Annotated in this window: 15 protein-coding genes; 10 read left to right on the forward strand and 5 right to left on the reverse strand. The window is 41.5% G+C overall.

The genetic code is table 11. The features are described 5' to 3' along the window. Position 1 precedes the first annotated feature (1 nt). The gene (locus EUBC25_RS10355) at positions 2-934 is read left to right on the forward strand and encodes a C39 family peptidase (protein WP_230105410.1); all 933 of its coding nucleotides are present in this window, start codon (positions 2-4) and stop codon (positions 932-934) included. Here EUBC25_RS10355 and EUBC25_RS10360 read toward each other — a convergent pair. Beyond that, positions 931-2,931 carry a sensor histidine kinase gene (locus EUBC25_RS10360; protein WP_230105411.1) on the reverse strand — a complete coding sequence of 667 codons (2,001 nt, stop codon included), beginning with the start codon at positions 2,929-2,931 and terminating at the stop codon, positions 931-933. The two genes, EUBC25_RS10355 and EUBC25_RS10360, sit on opposite strands and share 4 nt — an antisense overlap. A 27-nt stretch (positions 2,932-2,958) precedes the next feature. Here EUBC25_RS10360 and EUBC25_RS10365 point away from each other — a divergent pair, with 27 nt between their 5' ends. Continuing rightward, positions 2,959-4,458 (forward strand): hypothetical protein, encoded by a 1,500-nt coding sequence (locus EUBC25_RS10365; RefSeq protein WP_230105412.1) that lies wholly within the window; start codon positions 2,959-2,961, stop codon positions 4,456-4,458. Here EUBC25_RS10365 and EUBC25_RS10370 read toward each other — a convergent pair. Beyond that, positions 4,399-5,148, reverse strand: a complete 750-nt coding sequence (locus tag EUBC25_RS10370; RefSeq protein ID WP_230105413.1) for a response regulator transcription factor — start codon at positions 5,146-5,148, stop codon at positions 4,399-4,401. The genes EUBC25_RS10365 and EUBC25_RS10370 overlap by 60 nt on opposite strands. Positions 5,149-5,400: 252 nt before the next feature. Here EUBC25_RS10370 and EUBC25_RS10375 point away from each other — a divergent pair, with 252 nt between their 5' ends. Beyond that, positions 5,401-6,336, forward strand: coding sequence for a GGDEF domain-containing protein (locus EUBC25_RS10375; protein WP_230105414.1), 936 nt, complete (start codon positions 5,401-5,403; stop codon positions 6,334-6,336). A gap of 87 nt (positions 6,337-6,423) precedes the next feature. Here EUBC25_RS10375 and EUBC25_RS10380 read toward each other — a convergent pair whose 3' ends face one another. The 3 genes from EUBC25_RS10380 to EUBC25_RS10390 all read right to left on the reverse strand — a co-directional run bounded on the left by EUBC25_RS10380 (position 6,424) and on the right by EUBC25_RS10390 (position 8,612). Continuing rightward, on the reverse strand, positions 6,424-6,756 hold the full coding sequence (locus tag EUBC25_RS10380) for a hypothetical protein (RefSeq protein ID WP_230105415.1): 333 nt from the start codon (positions 6,754-6,756) through the stop codon (positions 6,424-6,426). A gap of 94 nt (positions 6,757-6,850) precedes the next feature. Beyond that, positions 6,851-7,924, reverse strand: a complete 1,074-nt coding sequence (locus EUBC25_RS10385; RefSeq protein WP_230105416.1) for a sensor histidine kinase — start codon at positions 7,922-7,924, stop codon at positions 6,851-6,853. Further along, on the reverse strand, positions 7,914-8,612 hold the full coding sequence (locus EUBC25_RS10390) for a response regulator transcription factor (protein ID WP_230105417.1): 699 nt from the start codon (positions 8,610-8,612) through the stop codon (positions 7,914-7,916). Before EUBC25_RS10390 ends, EUBC25_RS10385 begins: the two co-directional genes overlap by 11 nt. Before the next feature lie 173 nt (positions 8,613-8,785). Between EUBC25_RS10390 and EUBC25_RS10395 the strand changes: the two genes are divergently transcribed. The 7 genes from EUBC25_RS10395 to EUBC25_RS10425 all read left to right on the forward strand — a co-directional run bounded on the left by EUBC25_RS10395 (position 8,786) and on the right by EUBC25_RS10425 (position 18,461). Beyond that, positions 8,786-10,705: a DUF5107 domain-containing protein gene (locus tag EUBC25_RS10395; protein ID WP_230105418.1), complete on the forward strand. Its 1,920-nt coding sequence runs from the start codon at positions 8,786-8,788 to the stop codon at positions 10,703-10,705. Positions 10,706-11,225: 520 nt separating this feature from the next. Beyond that, positions 11,226-12,311: a GmrSD restriction endonuclease domain-containing protein gene (locus EUBC25_RS10400; protein ID WP_230105419.1), complete on the forward strand. Its 1,086-nt coding sequence runs from the start codon at positions 11,226-11,228 to the stop codon at positions 12,309-12,311. Continuing rightward, entirely contained in the window at positions 12,301-13,062 is a 762-nt protein-coding gene (locus tag EUBC25_RS10405; protein ID WP_230105420.1) for an MAE_28990/MAE_18760 family HEPN-like nuclease, read from the forward strand. Before EUBC25_RS10400 ends, EUBC25_RS10405 begins: the two co-directional genes overlap by 11 nt. A 19-nt stretch (positions 13,063-13,081) precedes the next feature. Then, positions 13,082-14,485 (forward strand): Eco57I restriction-modification methylase domain-containing protein, encoded by a 1,404-nt coding sequence (locus EUBC25_RS10410; protein WP_230105421.1) that lies wholly within the window; start codon positions 13,082-13,084, stop codon positions 14,483-14,485. A 116-nt stretch (positions 14,486-14,601) separates the two neighbouring features. After that, entirely contained in the window at positions 14,602-14,796 is a 195-nt protein-coding gene (locus EUBC25_RS10415; protein ID WP_416386655.1) for a helix-turn-helix domain-containing protein, read from the forward strand. A gap of 9 nt (positions 14,797-14,805) precedes the next feature. Continuing rightward, entirely contained in the window at positions 14,806-17,691 is a 2,886-nt protein-coding gene (locus tag EUBC25_RS10420) for an ATP-dependent helicase (protein ID WP_230105422.1), read from the forward strand. 2 nt (positions 17,692-17,693) lie between these two features. Beyond that, positions 17,694-18,461 (forward strand): hypothetical protein, encoded by a 768-nt coding sequence (locus tag EUBC25_RS10425; protein ID WP_230105423.1) that lies wholly within the window; start codon positions 17,694-17,696, stop codon positions 18,459-18,461. Position 18,462 lies beyond the last annotated feature (1 nt).

The raw sequence follows: 18,462 nt of genomic DNA on the forward strand, positions 1-18,462 counted from the left end.
GGTGACAGATATACAGAAGAATATCCGAGAGAATCAGGACAGCAAAAAGGAAAGAGAGAAGAACAGCAGAATTGTAGAAATAAAGGCGATGTGTATAGGAGCAGCCTTGATTCTGGCAGGAGGGGCAGCAGGCGGGTATGCCTTAAACGAAGTGAAAGCAGAGAGGGAAAAGGCGCAGGCGGAAGCCAGAGAGCAGGCGGAACGCGAAAAGGCGGCAGACGAACAAAGGAAAGCCATGGAAGAAGAGGAAGCGTCCAAGACGCCGGAGGAAAAGAAAGCAGAACAGATTGCGGCGGCAAAGGAAGAAGCAAAAGAGGAAGGTTGTCCGGATGAGATCATAAGCCTGGTAGATAAAAATGATGAGCTGATTGATTTTGTAAAAGATTATGCCCAGAATAAAGATAAAGAAATTCCGGATACGGTAGAAGGCCCGACGGAAGAGGGACAGATTCCCCATTACCTGCAATGGGATGAAAGATGGGGATATGCTTCCTACGGAACGAGTATTATCGCTTCCAGCGGATGCGGGCCCACCTGTATGTCCATGGTGATCGTAGGATTGACCGGCGATGTAACGGCAACGCCCTACAGGATGGCAAAATACAGCGAAGAGCGGGGCTATATCGATGAAAGTAATAATACATACTGGGCGATGCTGGAGAGCGCGGCGTCAGACTGGGGCCTTCGCTGTCAGGAAACCATGCTGGATGAAAGCTCGCTGGCGGCAGAACTGCAGGCAGGTCATCCGGTAGTCTGCAGCATGCTGCCGGGCGATTTTACAGACGTAGGTCATTTTCTTGTGCTGACAGGATATAAAGATGGAAAAGTAACCCTAAACGATCCTTTCAGCAAGGCAAATTCGGAAAAGGAGTGGGTGTTTGCGGACATTCAGGATCAAATCCGGCAGATGTGGGTATTTTCACTACCATCTTAGATTTGGTCTGTTTTATGAAAAATAGGGAGCGACACAGTGAAGGAAGTGCCGCTGTCAGGCATGGAGGAAGCAGAAATGTTTCCTCCATGTTCAATTGTGATGGATTTGGCGATATAAAGGCCCATGCCGCCATTTTCGCCGCCTTTACGGCGGGTAAAGAACTGTTCAAATATATGGGGGAGATTTTCAGGCGCAATGCCGCTGCCATTGTCCCTGACTATGATACAGGCATTGTTATCCTTCAGGGACAGGAAAAGTTCAATCTTTCCTTCTGCAGGTACAAATCCTACCGCATTATAAACTAAGTTCTGAAGAAGACTGATCAGTTTAATGCGGTCGCCATAAACGAAGAGCGGCTCTTTGGGAGAGATATGCAGCAGGAAATGAATACCCGATACATCCATATCAGGTAGATTCTGTTCATAAAATTCCCGGACCAGGTCCGTGAGATTTATGACAGAAAAGTCGGAAGGTGTATCCTGATAGGAAAATTCCTGGAGCAGTACCAGCCGATCCCTCATTTCTCCTGCTTTTTGCCGTATGGTATCAAGATACTGTTTTGTTTCGTCGCTGAGATCCGGCTGCTCCATCTGTACCAGCCGCGTAAAGGTAGTGATGGATGTGATCGGAGTTTTTAAATCATGGGCAAATCCCAGAAGAAGCTGACGCCGCTCCTCCAGAAGAGAATTTAAAGAGGCGGTTTTATGCTCCACTTCTTCTTGAAGGTGGCGGTTCAGCCGGATATTTTCCCGGACGATCCGAATATTGTGGATAACCATACGGACGGAAAAAAGCAGGATCAATCCATAAATACCCCACTCATCATACCATCCGGTGCGGGCAGGTTCATAGCGTCCAAGGCAGAGCATGTGCGCACACAGGGAAAGGGCATAAAATCCAATTCCGGCAAGAAGAGGGAAATTTTCGCTGCTTTTGCCGGTTAAATGTTTAAGGACAAGGAAGAAAAGAAACAGGGAAATAATCAGTTTATACCAGAAAAGCAGTTGTCCGTAAACAGCAGCAAAGGCCGGGAGAAGAGGAAGAATTACCATAGGAGCAGCAGCGCTTAAGGCAACAAATCCAAGGGAGATGCCTGGAAGAATACGATCTGACAGAAGCCCTCTTTTCAGACAGACTAAAGAGACGATCCGTATGATGCAGAAGATGCCAAGAGCAGCCATGGCATCCTCCAGTGCATACAGGGGACGGATCAGGGGGACTCCCGCCAGCCGAAGGAACGGATAACAGATGCGGATAGAAAAGGAGAGCGCAAGGATACCGAGGAAGAAGTTTTCCCGGGAGCGGGGGTCATGACGCAGGCCGATCCATACGGCGGAGGAGAAAAGAGCCAGCGTCAGAGAAGTAAAGCACAGAAAGCCGTAAAAGATCATGCGCTCTGAGATAAGACGGCTGACTGCTTCCGAACTTCCAACAGCAGGGGGATAAGTGACGCCGCTATAATAATGACTGTGATTTGCTGTCTGGACCACAACTTCTGCCTGCCTGTTTTCAAGGGGAACAGTTACGATGGTATCTTTGATTAAGGGACGATAGGGGGACAGTGAGCCGGCAGAAGCAGTAAGTTCTCCATTTACATAAACATTACAGGCTGAAAAAACCTCCGGAAGGAGGAGAGAATAGCTACCTGACTTACCGGTCAGGACAATACGGTATGTACCGGATCCATAGGGAGAATGGTTCTTATGGAAGGAAGAAAAACTAAAATATTGGCCAATATAGATTTCTTTTGAAGTATAGTCCGACAGTTCATCTGGAGAGGCTTCCACATCCGGATAAAATTCCCAGCCTTCTGCCAGGTAGGTGATTTTGTGAGGATCAGAAGAGTCCCCTTTTATGACTGAAAAACCTTCTTGTGACAAGGAAGCCCTCATGATATACTTGTTGTCAAAGCGATATAGAAGAGAAAAGAGTCCGATAGCACATAACCCTGTAAGCAGGAGCAGACAGGTCAGTATAGAAACTTTTTTTGTGTACATAGCAGTTTACCTCTCTGGAAAGGAAGAATGGCATTGATGAAAGCCAAACATCCACATTTAGTTATAGTTATTATAGCAGAAGTCATAGTTTTTGCGACAATATTATTTTTCCTGAATTTTGCCTATGTTCATGCCTCTGAAACGGAGGACAATGATACAGTAGCTACATACGAAGAATGGAAGAAGTGGCTTGAGAGTCACAGAAGCGAAGGCGGAACTGTTGTATTGACAGATGACATTATAGTACCGGAAGATGAGAATTATCTTTATGATAACGGAAAATACAGGAAAAATATTACAGTGAAAACAGCCGGACATACAATTTATGTGAAAGGACAGATGGAACTGTGGCCCTTTTTGTCTCTGGAAGGAACCGGAGGAAGTGAAGGGATTTTCCATGTTTGTCCCGGGGGCAGTCTGACATTAATTTCCGTCAGCATTTTGGCGGGTTCGGCAGAAGATACTGCAGTTGTACAGGAAGAAGGAGCTTTCTTTGTCTATGGGGAAGAAACAGGAATGGGGCTTCCCGAATTTTTCTGTCAGGGCCGGATGATTCTGGCAGATAAGCCTGTTGTGTCTGCGGCATCAGCGGAAAACTATCAGGATATGCCGGTCATTGTGATTCCGGAAGAAGAAAATTTTTCAGTTTCCCGTCTGCCTGCTGAAGATGATGTGACGATCAATCAAAGCGGGAAGACAGATAGTACAGCAATTCCGGTGATCTGGCAAGATACGGACTTCCCGAAAGAAAGAGTCCGCACAGTTATAACGGGTACTTATCCGGATGATTATGTTGTTTTCAGAGATCAGAATCCGAGGTGCCTGGTGGTGTATGGCTCCAGTACGAATCCCTACTTTCTCCTGGCCTTTGCAGAAACTTATCAGAACAGCGGCCTTATCCTTCATATGGACGCATTTGTTCCGCAGGAGGGAACAGTTACGCTGCAAGGCTCCGATGATAAAAGAACATGGAGCGATCTGGAAAGCCAGGAAGTATCTGAAGGAGAGCAGATAAGCTGGTATCCTGCATATAATCTTCTGGAAGAGGAAAGTTATACTTATTATAAAATGAGCCAAAGACTGTCGGATGGGACAACTCTGGATTCAGACATCCTGGAGCTGACAGAGGAATACACGATGGAGGGAACCGGTATCGAAGGCAGCAGAGGCGGAGAGACAAGACCTACAGAGGGAGAGGATGTGTTGCCGCCGCTGACGCAGGTGCCGGGAGGAAGCAGTGGAATGGGGAATGTTTCAGCGTCATCGGCCTCGGATAGTGACAATGCTTCCGCTTCCGATGCTGCATCCGCCGGAACCGGCTCTTCCAGTGTGTCTTCCGGTAAAAAAGAAGAAAACAAAGAAGAAAATAAAGAAGCAGGCCTAAAAACCCCGGACAGGGAGGAAAATCCAGAAGAGGATACGAATTATCCCTCCGAGTCACTGCAGATAGGAGTCGGTATAGTGCTTTCAGTTTGTGTGGTGGGAGGAATCCTTCTGGTTTTCCTGTTCAGAAGGAAAAGACGGTGAGAAATCCTGGTCCTTAGGCGGTGAAAAGCAGTATCCTTTTCGGGATACTGTTTTTATATATTGTTTTTCATTGCAAAGGGCAGTAAGTTTGTGACGTATAGTAGAAACGGTAACCTGAAGATTGTGTCTGCTGCCCACAATAGGAGTTTTCCAGATGCGGTCGTAAAGCTGTTCATAGGAAAAGACCTTTCCGGGATTTTGAGCCAGAAAGGAAAGAATATCAAACTGCAGAGCAGAAAAGTATTCTTCTTTTCCATTATAGCTTACTATCCGTCGATCCATATCAATAACAAGCGGACCAAAGGTGAGCACATCATTGTAAAATACGGATTCACTTCGTCGGATTCTTGCCCGGATCCGGTATTCTAATTCCAGAATGTCATAAGGTTTGGCCAGAAAATCGTCACCGCCGGATTGAAAACTTTGAATCCGGCTTTCTGTATCTGAAAATCCAGATAAGAAAATGACAGGAGCCCGGCTTTGTTCGCGAAAATGGCGGCAGAGAGAAAAGCCGTCGATTTCAGGCATATCAATATCAAGGATCACACAGTCAAAGGCTGTATTTTGAAGAAGTTCCCAGGCTTCCTTCGGAGAACTGCACTGATAGACTTTATATCCCTTTCGGGTGAAATAAATCCGATTGCTTTCCAGAAAATCCAAATCATCATCAATAAACAGAAGTTTTTCCATATCCTTCTCCTTCTAGCGTATCATGTAAAGCGGTTTCTGCGGTTCCGCAGAAACTACCTTATGCACAGGTATAATTTATTATACCATGCCCTGAGAAAAAGAAGAAAAGAGAAAAACAGAAAAAAATCAAAAAACAGTCAAATTGAATTGGAAATGCCCATTTCAGTGTCATAATATGCTAATATAAAGTTAATAAAAGATATGGTAAGAAGCGTTTGGCAGAGGCAGAGTGCAGAAAGGACTGTATGCAGAATGGAAGAAAAGGTTACAGGAAAAAATGCGATAAAAGAAGCGTACCCGGTGATGGTCAGTTTCCTGGACTTTTATTTCAGGGACAGGGATATTACAAAAATCATATCCATGGTTGACGAGAATATGTATTTTGTGGGAGCAGGCAGAGATTATACGGCAGTGAATCGGGGACAATTTCAAAGACTGATGGAAAGGGAAAATGAAGAAATGATGCCAATCCGTTCCGGATATGAAATCGTGTCTTATCATGAGGAGAAAATAGGAGAAGAAAGCCGAAGATGCCTGTGTAAAGCAGAGCGTAAGGAACCGCCAAGCTGCTTTATTTTTACAGCGTTGGTATATAAGAAGAAAGAGAAAGATGTGATATCTATGCTCCATATATCCAGAGTAGACGATGCTGTGGTTGAGATGGCCGGGTATATTCATGATCTGATCCGGGAATCGAGCAGAGATTTTCTTACAGGCGTATATAACCGAAAAGGAGGAGAAGAGAGGATCGGAGAGGTAATGCAAAAAGGAGTTCCTTTTGTATTCCTCATGCTGGATTTGGATGATTTTAAGAAGGTCAACGATATATATGGCCATGGAGCGGGCGATAGTATGCTTTGTTATATGGGGGAAAAACTAAGGGAATGTTTTCGAAAGACAGACATTATTGTACGCCTGGGTGGTGATGAATTTGCGGTTTTTGCCCAGCCGTGCCAGGATATCAGCGCCGTTAAAGAAAAGGTCGATAAGCTGGTTTGTTCCTATACAGAAGAAGCAAAGAAGAGATATCCGCTTAGCAGGACATCGGTATCGGTAGGAGGAATCTACGGAAAAGAGCCGGAAAGTTTTCGTAAAATATATCATATGGCAGATCAAATTTTGTATGCTATCAAGCAAAATGGAAAAGGCAGATGTGAATTAAAAGAAGATTCCAGTGAAAAAAGATAAAGATCAGCAGACGGTTTCTTTTAGATGTTGTGAAAAAGAAACCGTCTGCTGATCTTTGTAATATGGAAAATTTTATTTTCAAAATAATTATAGTACAAACAGATGCAGAACGCCCAGAATGGAAGATGCACTGACCAGCAGATATGCTGCGTAGCAGCGGGCTTTTACTTTTGCTTTATAGTGTACGACAAGGCCTGCAATACTGAGAAATCCAAAAGCCCATGCAATCAGTTGTGATACGATATAATTACTTGGCTGGCTTGTTGCGCTGAAAACGGCGATCAACATTCCCCAGACTGCCAGAAAGTAAAAGATACCTTTTTTCTTTCGTTCATCTTTTGTGAGAAAAAGTAATAAAATTCCCAGAACGCTAATTACGCTGAATACAATAAATGCAATAAATAATAATCCAAGTGTCATAAAATATTTCCTCTCTTTCTTTGTTTCCTTCGTTGTTATGCGTTTATTATACGACAGTGTTCTAAAGAAAAAATGCAGGTAATTCTGAAGAATTCTAAAGAAAGGAAGGAAAATACAGTTGAATCTGTATCTCAAATATATCGTCATTCTGTAAAGCATCTGCGCTGCCCCGGTATTTGTCAGCTGTTTTCTGTATATTTTCCAGACCTATTTTTGAACTTTCGGGCATATTTCCATTCAGAGAACGGATTTTGTTTTTCTGGATCATAATAACCGAAGTTTCATCTGCTTCTATAGAAAACTCTACCGGATGGCCGGGGTCTGCATATTTTTCAATATTGGAGATCAGATTATCAAAAATACGGTGCAGGTCACTGACAGAAAGAAAACAGGAAAATTCTCTGGGGCAGGTGAGCGTTGTATGGCATACAAACTGATCCTCCAAAAGGCTTTCCCACTCGTCAAGAAACTGCCGGAACAGAAGATGAAGATCGGAAATTTCATCCAGAGGTGTTCCGGGTTCCTCGGCGGACTTCCCTGTCTCAAGCAGCTGTTCCGTCAAAAGTTTCATCTGTCCCGCTTTGCTGTGGACAAGGCTGATAAAACTTCGAACCTCTTCAGACTCCAGCTGTTCTTTTTGCTCCAGATATTCCGAGTAGGACAGAAGGGAGGTGAGGGGCGTGCGGATATCGTGGGAGAGGGAGCGGATCAGCTCCTCCCGCTTCCTGGAAATTTCTTTTTCCCGGTGATTCAGTTCTGCCTGCGTGGCAGCAAGAAAATTAATCCCTTCTGCCAGAGCGGCAAATTCATCCTGTCCCTCTACAGGGATGGAAAAGTCCCCCGGATGTTCCCGGAGAGATTCCACGCCCTTGATAAGGACGAGAAGGTAACTAAGTCTCTGACCCAGAAGGAAGAGAAACAGAACAAGAAAGAGGAAAACTGCTGCCAGTATACAGGCGCTGCGAAGCCACATATAAAAGGCGGCCGCCTGCTCTGAAGTCACCCGGATCGCTCTGTCCAGTACATAGGTTTCGGCAATGGAAATGCACGTATGATACAGGAAGTAAAAAAGAAAGGCGGATACCAGAAAAGACAGAAAAAGATATTCCAGCACTTCTCTGGCAAAGGATTTCCCTTTGAAAATCTTATTTTTCTTCTTAATCCACATAATATCCCTTTCCCCAGGCAGTCTTTATATATATGGGATTCCTGGAATTGTCCCCCAGTTTTTTTCTTAAGTTTTTAATATGTACCATGATAGTACCGTCCCCCACGGCGTCTTCCTGCCAGATAGACTGGTAGATATGATCCAGGGAATAGATCCTGCCGCGGTTGGAAATAAAAAGCTCTAATATCTGAAATTCGGTCCATGTAAGAGAAATGGTCTGTCCGTCTTTTTGAACAGACTGGCTGTCAAGATCAAGGACCAGATCCTTATAGGAAATTTTATTTTCAGACGAAGAGGAGCCCTGGGCGGGGCTGTAATCATAGGCGCGGCGCAGTAGAGAACGGACCCGGAGCAAAAGCTCTGTGTTGGAAAAAGGTTTGACAATATAGTCGTCCGCTCCGGCGGAAAATCCCATAGTCTTATCCGATTCGCCTGAATAGGCAGTCAGGAAAATAATGGGAGCATAAAATTTTTCACGGATTTTAACCGCTGTTTCATAGCCGGACATGCCGGGCATATTAATATCCAAGATGTACATGCCGATGGAAGGATCAGCCAGATGCACAGCTTCTTCTCCGCTTTTGGCGGCGGTAACTTCATAACCTTCGCCTCGCAGCAGAAGAGTCAGAATGTCGCGGATTTCCTTTTCATCATCAGCAATCAGTATTTTAACAGGATGATCTGCCATAAAAATTTTCTCCTTTGTATATTTTCATTTATTATAACGAAGAGAACGGAAAAACACAATGAAAACAGATAGAAGCAATTTTTTGAAAAAATTTGGCAAGATATCAGCTTGAAAAGCCATATGAAAACAAATATTATGAAAACAGAATCAGAGGGTGCACAGGAGGAAACAAAATGCCGGAATTAAGATTTGAAGACAGGATGATAAAGGGAGCCGATCTGGGGGAAGAGGCCAGCGTGCCGGATCTTCTGGGGGAACATATCCTTCAGAATGATCTGGAGTTCCATTTGGATGAATGGGATGAGATCTATGAAGGATACGGACGGAGAAAAAATGCGTATCCCTATCGGCAGTACAACAGTTATACAAGAGAACTGAAGGAAAAAGAGATCAGAACAGCAGTACTGGAAAATCAGTATTTAAAAGCTGTATTTCTACCGGAATACGGCGGCAGGCTTTGGGAACTGTGGGATAAGGAAACCGGAAATAATCTGCTTTACACCAACGATGTTATCAGGTTCAGCAACCTGGCTGTGCGAAATGCATGGTTCAGCGGCGGTGTGGAATGGAATGTGGGAATCATCGGTCATAATGCTTATACGGCAGGACCATTGTATACGGCAGTGACAGAAACGGAAACCGGATGTCCGGTTCTGCGTATGTATGAATATGAGCGTGTAAGGAAAGTGCCTTATCAGATGGATTTCTGGCTGGAAGAGGAAGATAAGTTCCTGAATTGCAGAATAAGGATTGTGAATGAAAGCAAAGAAGTTATCCCTATGTATTGGTGGAGCAATATAGCGGTTCCCGAATACGAAGGCGGCCGGATAACCGTTCCTTCAGAAAAAGCTTTTACATATGCAGACGGCAGAGTTTTTAAGGTAGATATTCCGATCGTAAATGGGATTGATGTGACAGATTATAAAAAGATTCCAAAATCAGTAGATTACTTTTTTGAAATCGATGACAGAAAACCAAAATATATTGCGAATTTGAATAAAGACGGTTACGGACTTTTGCATACATCTACACAGAGATTAAAGAGCAGAAAACTTTTCTCCTGGGGAAATGGACGGGGATCTGACCATTGGCAGGAGTTTTTGACAGATAAGGCAGGAAGATATGCAGAAATACAGGCAGGGTTGGGGAAGACACAATATGGCTGTATTCCGATGGCGCCCCACACCGCATGGGAATGGATGGAGCAGTATGGTCCCATAAAACTGGAAGAAAATCCTAAACATCATCAGGAGAGAGAAAAGAAGCTGACAGGCATCCTGGAGGCTTCCGGCCACTCTGCTTATATGGAAAGAAAATTGCGGGAAACAGCCGCTATGGCGAAGACAAAGGCAAGGCTTGTTATGCCGGGCAGCGGATATGGAGCGATGGAAAAGCGCGGAAAGTGGTCGGAGCATTTGGAGTTTGTCATGACATCAGACTCTTTAAAACAATGGAATCGCTTTTTTGAGACTGGAGTTTTGCATAGACTATCCGTAAGCGACGCGCCGGATGAGTTTCTCATAGACGGCGGAAATTTAAAATTTCTCATAGATACACTGGAGTCTGTAAATAAAGAAAACTGGTACGCCTATTATCAGGCGGGAGTCGGCTGTTTTTCAGAAGAGAACTATAAGGAGGCAGAGAAATTTCTGCTCCGGTCATGGGATGTGGAGGCAAATCCATGGGCGTGTCATGGCCTGGCATGTGTTTACCTTCTTACGGAACAGCATCAGAAAGCAGTGAAATGGATGCTTGAAGGTCTGAAAATGGAAGATAAAAAGGTCTCTTATTTAAAAGAAGGCTTAAAAATTTTATTTCTCTGTAAAGCCTATAAAGAAATTGCCGGTTTTTATGAAAAGCAGGGAGAGGAAACGCAGAAGATAGGAAAACTTAAGTTTTATTATATCAATGCGCTGCATCAGCTGGGAGAAGACAGGAGAGCGTATGAGATGCTGGAAGAGGACGGAGGGCTTGTCATTGACGATATCCGTGAGGGTGAAGATTCGATTTCCCAGCTTTGGAGCGAATTATACGAAACAATACACGGCGTAAAGGCAGAAGTTCCGTATCGGTATGACTTTAAGGCAATTTAAATGAATTAGCACTCACCTCTTGGCTCGTTTGGGGTGGTTTTGTCCTGTGGTGTCAGAGCCCGTAAAGCCTTATTTTACAAGGTTTTTGCGGGTTCTTACTTTTTGTCTGGGAGCGTCAAAAATCGTCATTTTGAAAGAAAATGGTGTAGTAAATGGTGTAGTGAAATAATCTTAATTAGTGAATAAAAGTAAAAAGAATAAATCTAGTACTTTTTACGATATTCTGTTAAAATGGAATCAATTAAATCTTATTCTACTGTTATATTATTATTGAAAAAATTAGCATAAGGAATTTATAGGAAAAGTGTAAATCAGTTGCATGTTTGTTTTTAGAATATCAAAGAATAATGATATTAGTATTCTGGCTAAGGATAATCCAGTTAAGATTGTGGTATTCAAGATATTGTTGAGTTTGAGTTCAATAAGGTTAAGGATAATTAAATGAAATACTCAATATACACATAGAAAGATAGATAATTGATAACTAGGAAATAAAAAATGTAAGGAGATTGGAGAAATAATGAGTGAATCAAGGTTAATGGATGAACTTGCTAAAGAACGAAAGAATATAAAAACAGATAGTTATGATATGTCCATTGGAGAAATAATTAGTCTATATCAGGAAGGAGATTTAAAACTAAATCCGGCGTATCAGAGATTGTATAGATGGGATACAGATCATAAAGTAAGATTTATCGAATCAATACTAATTGGCATTCCAATTCCTGAAATATTCGTTGCACAAAAAGAAGATGGGAAGTGGGATATTGTTGATGGCGTTCAACGTATTTCGACGTTGTTACAGTTGGTTGGTAAATTGCCCGGATACGAACCCTTGAAATTAGAAGGTACAAAATATTTACCCTCATTGAGTGGAATGACTTGGGAAACTATGCCTAATGATGCAAAGCGTCTTCTTAAAAGAGCTAGAATAGGAGTTAATATTATACTTACAGAAAACAGTATTGAATCACAGTATGAATTATTCCAGCGATTAAATACAGGAGGAGTATCACTTGAAAGTCAAGAAATTAGAAATTGTCTTATTATCATGTTGGATGCAAGTTATTATGAAAAAATCAATACTTTAAAGGATTATGAACATTTTAAAGATTGTCTTACTTTATCAGAAGATAAATATAAAGTCGAATATCATATGGAATTAATTATTCGTTATTTGATAGCAAAGCGCAATAAAGTGAATTATAAGAATTATAATCCTACAACAGAAAAATTAACAGATTTTCTTGATCATGAAACATCGCTCCTCATTGCTGATGAAGAATTTAATATTGATGAAGAAATAGAATTGTTTAAAACAACTTTTGACCTTTTAGCTAAGAAACTTGGAAAAGATACTTTTAAAAAATATAACAATGAAAAGAAATGTTTTGAAGGAGCATTTTCTAATGCAAGTTATGAAGCAATTCTAGTGGGTGTTGCGGAGAACATAGAGAAATTACAAAGCATAGATTTGAAAAAATGTATTGAAAAAATGTATGATGAGGAAAAGTTTTTGACATATTCAGCAAGAGGGGTACGAGTAATAAACAGATTTAAAAGCTTAAATGAATTCTCAAGGGAGTATTTTGCTAATGCGAATTGATGACTTTCAAGATTTTTTAGATAGCGATTTGGCGTGGAGAAAAATGGAAATTTCTCAGTTATTTATGCTTTTAAATAGGGCAGAAGCGCATGAAGTTATAGGGAAATCAATGATTTTGCTTTTATATGCACACTGGGAGGGCTTTATAAAAAAAAGTAGCAAGTATTATCTTAAGTACGTCAGTGATAAAAACATTAATATTCAAGATTTAACTCCGAATTTTGAGGCAATCATGTTAAAACGTTTTGCAAGAGAGTGTATAGATCAAGATAGTAATAATCTGGCAAAGGAATTTGCTTTGATGGATAAACATCGTAAAGCAAAAGTCAGACCTTTTAAAATAAATATTAATATTAATGATGAATTTGACAAAGAATTTATTGATACACAGTATAATCTATCCTCCAAAGTTTTAGGAAATATTATACAGATTATTGGTATCAAGTATAATGATGCAATTAAAACCAGAAAGCAATTTTTGGATGTTAATCTACTTAAAAATAGAAATGCAATTGGGCATGGGAATCAATTGAGTAATAATTCGGACGAGCTTTCGCCATTAAATTTTTCTCATATACTAAAACTTAAGAATTTTGTTGTCCTTATGTTGGATTATTTTGCAGAAGTATTATCAAAGTATGTTGAAGAAGAGTTTTATCTTATAAGTAAAGAGGATAAGAGAAACTTATATGAAGATGAGCAAGAGGAAATATTAAATAATAAGCTCGCTCAAATTGAAGAAGAAAATTAAATAAAGGAGATTTAGGAGGATGCAAGACAGTTGTCAGATTCCTACACCAAAAAATTATGCGCAATTGATGTTAGATAAGGCTGGTTACCAAGAAAATTTATATGGGAAAACTGTTTTAGAAAATTCTTGTGGTAGCGGTAATATTTTAATCGAAATTGTACGTAGATATATAATGGACTGTAGAATACATAATTTTTCAGATAAAAAAATTAAATTTGGATTAGAAAGAGATATTGTTGCTTATGAAATTGATAAAGAGATTATAGAAAATTGCAAAAATAATTTGAATGCACTTGGAAGGGAATTTGGACTTGTAGATGTTAAGTGGAATATTCATAATACGGATTTCTTAACAACTTCTGTCAAACCTTATGATTATATAATTGGTAATCCACCATATATTACATATCACAATCTTTTACCGAAAACTCGTGAGTATTTAAAAAATAATTATAGTACATGTTCTGAAGGAAGATTCGATTATTGTTATGCATTTATAGAAAAAAGTATTAATTCCTTGAAAAAAAAAGGTGTACTTGTGTATTTGATCCCATTCAGCATTTTTAGAAATAGATTTGCACAGAAAGTTCGTGATGAAATAAAATCCGATTTAGTATCAATTTATGATTATAGTGGGGAAAAAGTTTTTCCTGGTGTAACTACTTCGGTGGCGGTAATACATATAATTAAAGATTCTAATCAGGAATATATTGAATATTTTGTGCAGTCATCAGCAAAAACAGAAGAGATTGAAAAATCTAGATTAAAAGGTAAATGGTTTTTTTCAAGAAAACGGATGGGATTAAGATTTGGGGATTACTTTAAAATACAAAATAGTGTAGCTACGCTTTGCAATGAAGCATTTTTACTTACTGATTACACAGAAAATGATAATTACTACATCGTAGGTAGAAATAAAATAGAAAAACAAATAGTACATGAAGCAGTGAGTGTAAAATCTTGCAAAAAAAAAGGGATAGATAGAATTATATTCCCATATAAAATGATAGAGAACGGATATGAGCATTTTGACGAGAAAGAATTGGGTAAATTATATCCAGGAGCTGTGCAGTATTTGAAGTCATATAAAGAAAAATTAAATAAGCGGAAAATTAATGATGGTGTACAATGGTTTGAATATGGAAGAACACAGGCGCTGGAAGAAGTCTATGGAAGTAAATTGATTATGCCTATGGTTATTACTACTAAGGTGACAGCATATGAAGCAAAACCAGACGCCATACCATATGCAGGCTATTTTATTAAAACTAGGCAGAATTCCCAATATGATCTTCAGTTTGCAAAAAAAATATTAGAGAGCAACCAATTTTATGAATATGTTAAAAATGTAGGTACTCCTACGACGACAACATCTTATCGTGTTTCCGTTAAAGAAATAGAGGATTTTACATTTATAAACTAATGCATAATAGTATAAAAACTATTTGACATTATATGTAAATCGATAACTGATTTGAGGAGTATATGCATGGTTATCAGCTATAAAAAGTTAGGGAAAAGTTACTAATTGATAAGGACATGAAGAAGCAGGATTTACGGGAGGCGGCACAGCTCAGTTCCTCCACCGTGGCGAAGCGTACACACGGAGAGAATGTCAATATGGCAATTCTCTTGAAGATATGTGCTACCCTTCAATGTGACATATCTGATATCATTGAAATCGTGCCAGCCGGGAGTTTCATATCCGAAGAAGTAGTGAGAGAAAGGATGTAACATGCTGATATGTTTGATTTTGGAAATGCAAATGAGGGACAGCGAAAAGCGATAGCTGCCGCTGAAGGTCCCGTCCTCATCACTGCGGGGCCAGGAACCGGTAAGACCTATACGCTCGTTCAACGTGCGATTTACCTCATAGAGGAATGTGGCGTAAAGCCTGAAAATATTTTTATTGCTACTTTCACGGAGAAAGCAGCAAAAGAACTTATCACAAGAATTACGAATGAATTGTCTAATCGCGGCATCGTTGCGAACATTAACGAGATGTATATCGGCACGTTTCATTCGCTTTGCCTTCGTATTCTGAAGGAGCATCTTGAGTTCACGAGGCTCCGCAGAAATTACCGTCTTCTGGATGCTTTCGATCAGCAGTACATGGTGTTTCAGAATATTCATCGTTTCAGAAATATCCCGGAAGTCGAGGTTGCACTGCCGAATGGTGGCGCATGGAAACAGTCGGGAGCTATCTGTAACTACGTGAATAATCTTTCTGAGGAATTGGTAACGCCGGAAGAACTAATGGCGGACGCTGACCTTTCGATTGCTGCTCTTGGACGGATGCTGAAGGAATATCGAAATGTCCTCACGGAAGGGAACTTGATGGACTTCTCATCCATCCAAATTGAGACTTACCACTTACTCTGTGACCACTCAGACATCCTTGAAAAAATGCGCTCCAAAGTCACGCACATCATGGTAGACGAGTATCAGGACACAAACTTTATTCAGGAGCAGCTTGTGTTCCTTCTCGCCGGAGATCGAAAGAATATCTGTGTGGTTGGTGATGATGACCAGGGCTTGTACCGTTTCCGAGGTGCCACCATCCGTAATATTTTGGAGTTTCCGCAGAAGTTTGCGGACGGCGAATGCCGAATTATTCCGCTGGTAATCAACTACCGCTCCAACAGCGATATTGTTGACTTCTACAATAAATGGATGGCTACCACGGACGGTGCGAAGTTCAAGTTTCGCTGGGAAAACTACCGATTTGACAAAAAAATTGAGCCTCATGAGCAAACCACTCTTCATAGCCCCGCAGTCGTAAAACTTGCAGGCATCGACGATACGGACGAGTGGCACGAGAAAATTCTGCGGTTCATCAATGACCTGAAAGCTTCCGGCAAACTCAAGGACTATAATCAGATAGCTTTTCTGTTTAATTCGGTGAAGCATCCGCGAGTTACGGCTCTCGCCCATTTCCTGGAGAAAAACCACATAAATGTATACTCTCCGCGTTCGGATATGTTTTTCCAGCGTGACGAGATAAGGCTTGCTATCGGCTGTCTCATGCTCATGTTCCCGCGTTATGTGCAGGGGTTGGAGAACGGTGACTACACCTTCCTCCAACCAGAACATCTAACCTACTACCGAAACTGCATCATGACGGCAAACGAGTATCTCACAAAGCCGAAGAATATTGAACTTCTGAAATGGATACGGCGTAGAGGTAAAGACCATGTCGCTCTGATCGACACAACGGATTATGCCTATTGCGGGCTGATGTATCAGCTGTTTGAATTCCAGCCTTTCGCAGGGATTCTTGATACAGAGATGGATGTCGGTATAGTCGATATCCGCCCAGCTCGTAATCTTGCAAAGCTGACACAGATCGTTGGTAAGTTCGAGTACCTCCACCGAGTGGACGTCTTGGACGCTGGTAAGTACCGTGGCAAACGCCGTATCGATCAGAATACCGAGATGCTCTTTAATCTGTATTTCCGTTTGCTCTATGATGGTGGCATCACCGAGTATGAGGATGATTCGGAGTACGCTCCGAGCGGCTGCGTTTCTTTCCTCACTATCCATCAATCCAAGGGCATGGAGTTTCCGGTTGTGCTCGTGGATTCCTTGGCAAACGTGCCAAGGAAGAATACGAATGATTTGATGATGCAGATTGAGGATTGCTACTTTAAGCGTCCGGCTTTCGAACCGTATGAAGTCACAAAGTACTTTGACTTCTGGCGCCTTTACTATACGGCTTTCTCTCGTGCGCAGGATTTACTGATCCTGACCTGTTGCGAGGACAAGAGGACGCCTAGCAACTATTTCAAAGACATCTACGAGGAACTTCAATCCGTGGACAACCCCGAATTTGATTTAAGGGAGTTTGATCTTAAACTGATAAAGGCTGTGAACATTAAGAATACTTACTCGTTCACATCACATATCACGGTTTATGAAACCTGTGCCTTGCAGTACAAATTTTATAGAGAATTGGAATTTATGCCCGTACGTGCGAATGCTATGCTCTTTGGTACGCTTGTGCATGAGACGATAGAGGATGTACATCGCGCCGCCCTGCGCCACGAGGAACAAACGATTACTGAGGAGAATGTGAGCCGATGGTTTGACTCAAACTATGTGTCGCTCACGAAAGTAGAGCATACATATCTCGCGGGTCCTCAGCGAGAAGCTGCTCTGAAACAAGTGCTACGCTATGTGGAAAGGCAGCACGGTGACTGGTCGCAAATCCAGCAGGCAGAGGTTGATGTGTCATTGGTGAAGTCGGACTATATTATCGAGGGAAAGATAGATCTTATTCGAGGCGAGGGCGATACCGTTGAGATTGTAGATTTTAAATCTCAACGAAAACCGGACATGGTGAAGGATCGAGAGCAACTTGAACGATATCGACGGCAGCTCCATATTTACGCTCACCTCGTAGAGGAACGTACCGGACAAAAAGTCAGCAAAATGCACCTCTACTATACCGGCGAGGATGACGGAGTGCCGACTATTACATATCCGTACACGAAGTCCGCTGTGGAAGGTACGATGACAGTATTCGATGATACGGTATATAAGATTATGAAGAAGGATTTCCACCGTTGTGCCAAAGACCCAAAGGTCTGCAATGCCTGTGACTTCCGATTCTATTGCAGGGGGAAATAACAATGCCGGATATATATGACCAAGAGAGAGGCTTAAAAATTGGTCTTACTGATGATGACTACGAGGATTACCAAAAAGGTAATTTATCAGGTGATTTCTATGCGAGACGGACAGATGGTTCCATAGCAAATCGCGTTGATATCAGCCCTTTGGATAAAGACGATGACAATGATGAGGATGGAGAGCCGTCAGGAGGAATTGATGTAGGCTCTGCTGCGATAGGTGCTTTGATTGTGGCGGCTATTGCCGGAGTTTCCTATGGAATAAATAAATTATGGGGCAGGCATAGGACGAAGAAAGCCAAGGCACAGATGGTGAAGCCAAGCGAGATACAGGTCAATGATCAAAAGGAAGAGAGCACACAAACGTCAATCGAAACTGCGTGTGCTGTAATTTCAACGGAGACGGTGAAGACCAATGATACCGAACGAAAGTCACTGACTCAAGAAGAAGCACTACAAGAGTTAATGAAGATAATTGTCGGGATGGCAGAAATTGCGGCTGGAAAGAAAAAAGTTTCAGAAGGTGTTGAAAATCTGAGAAAAGTTGGGATAATCGATAGAGTGGTTTTGCTGGAAAAACTTTCTGATCCGAAAGTGCTTGAAGGCTTTAATGCTTATTTGGAAAATAATCCGCAGCTTGTGATGCAAAATCAAATAATACTTGGCGATATATTTGGACGCAGCCTTACTGCGGATGGGCAATACGTTTCGCTGGCTTTATCAGATATCGAACGACAACTAAGAATCGAAACTATTCAGGAGGATTAAC

Source organism: Claveliimonas bilis (assembly GCF_020892095.1).
Classification (GTDB): Bacteria; Bacillota; Clostridia; order Lachnospirales; family Lachnospiraceae; genus Claveliimonas; species Claveliimonas bilis.

Coding starts and splice junctions, on each gene's coding strand:
- EUBC25_RS10380 (WP_230105415.1), bottom strand. CDS start 6,756: ATGACACTTGGATTATTATTTATTGCATTTATTGTATTCAGCGTAATT.
- EUBC25_RS10375 (WP_230105414.1), top strand. CDS start 5,401: ATGGAAGAAAAGGTTACAGGAAAAAATGCGATAAAAGAAGCGTACCCG.
- EUBC25_RS10405 (WP_230105420.1), top strand. CDS start 12,301: ATGCGAATTGATGACTTTCAAGATTTTTTAGATAGCGATTTGGCGTGG.
- EUBC25_RS10385 (WP_230105416.1), bottom strand. CDS start 7,924: ATGTGGATTAAGAAGAAAAATAAGATTTTCAAAGGGAAATCCTTTGCC.
- EUBC25_RS10365 (WP_230105412.1), top strand. CDS start 2,959: ATGGCATTGATGAAAGCCAAACATCCACATTTAGTTATAGTTATTATA.
- EUBC25_RS10415 (WP_416386655.1), top strand. CDS start 14,602: ATGAAGAAGCAGGATTTACGGGAGGCGGCACAGCTCAGTTCCTCCACC.
- EUBC25_RS10360 (WP_230105411.1), bottom strand. CDS start 2,931: ATGTACACAAAAAAAGTTTCTATACTGACCTGTCTGCTCCTGCTTACA.
- EUBC25_RS10390 (WP_230105417.1), bottom strand. CDS start 8,612: ATGGCAGATCATCCTGTTAAAATACTGATTGCTGATGATGAAAAGGAA.
- EUBC25_RS10370 (WP_230105413.1), bottom strand. CDS start 5,148: ATGGAAAAACTTCTGTTTATTGATGATGATTTGGATTTTCTGGAAAGC.
- EUBC25_RS10395 (WP_230105418.1), top strand. CDS start 8,786: ATGCCGGAATTAAGATTTGAAGACAGGATGATAAAGGGAGCCGATCTG.
- EUBC25_RS10410 (WP_230105421.1), top strand. CDS start 13,082: ATGCAAGACAGTTGTCAGATTCCTACACCAAAAAATTATGCGCAATTG.
- EUBC25_RS10420 (WP_230105422.1), top strand. CDS start 14,806: ATGTTTGATTTTGGAAATGCAAATGAGGGACAGCGAAAAGCGATAGCT.
- EUBC25_RS10425 (WP_230105423.1), top strand. CDS start 17,694: ATGCCGGATATATATGACCAAGAGAGAGGCTTAAAAATTGGTCTTACT.
- EUBC25_RS10400 (WP_230105419.1), top strand. CDS start 11,226: ATGAGTGAATCAAGGTTAATGGATGAACTTGCTAAAGAACGAAAGAAT.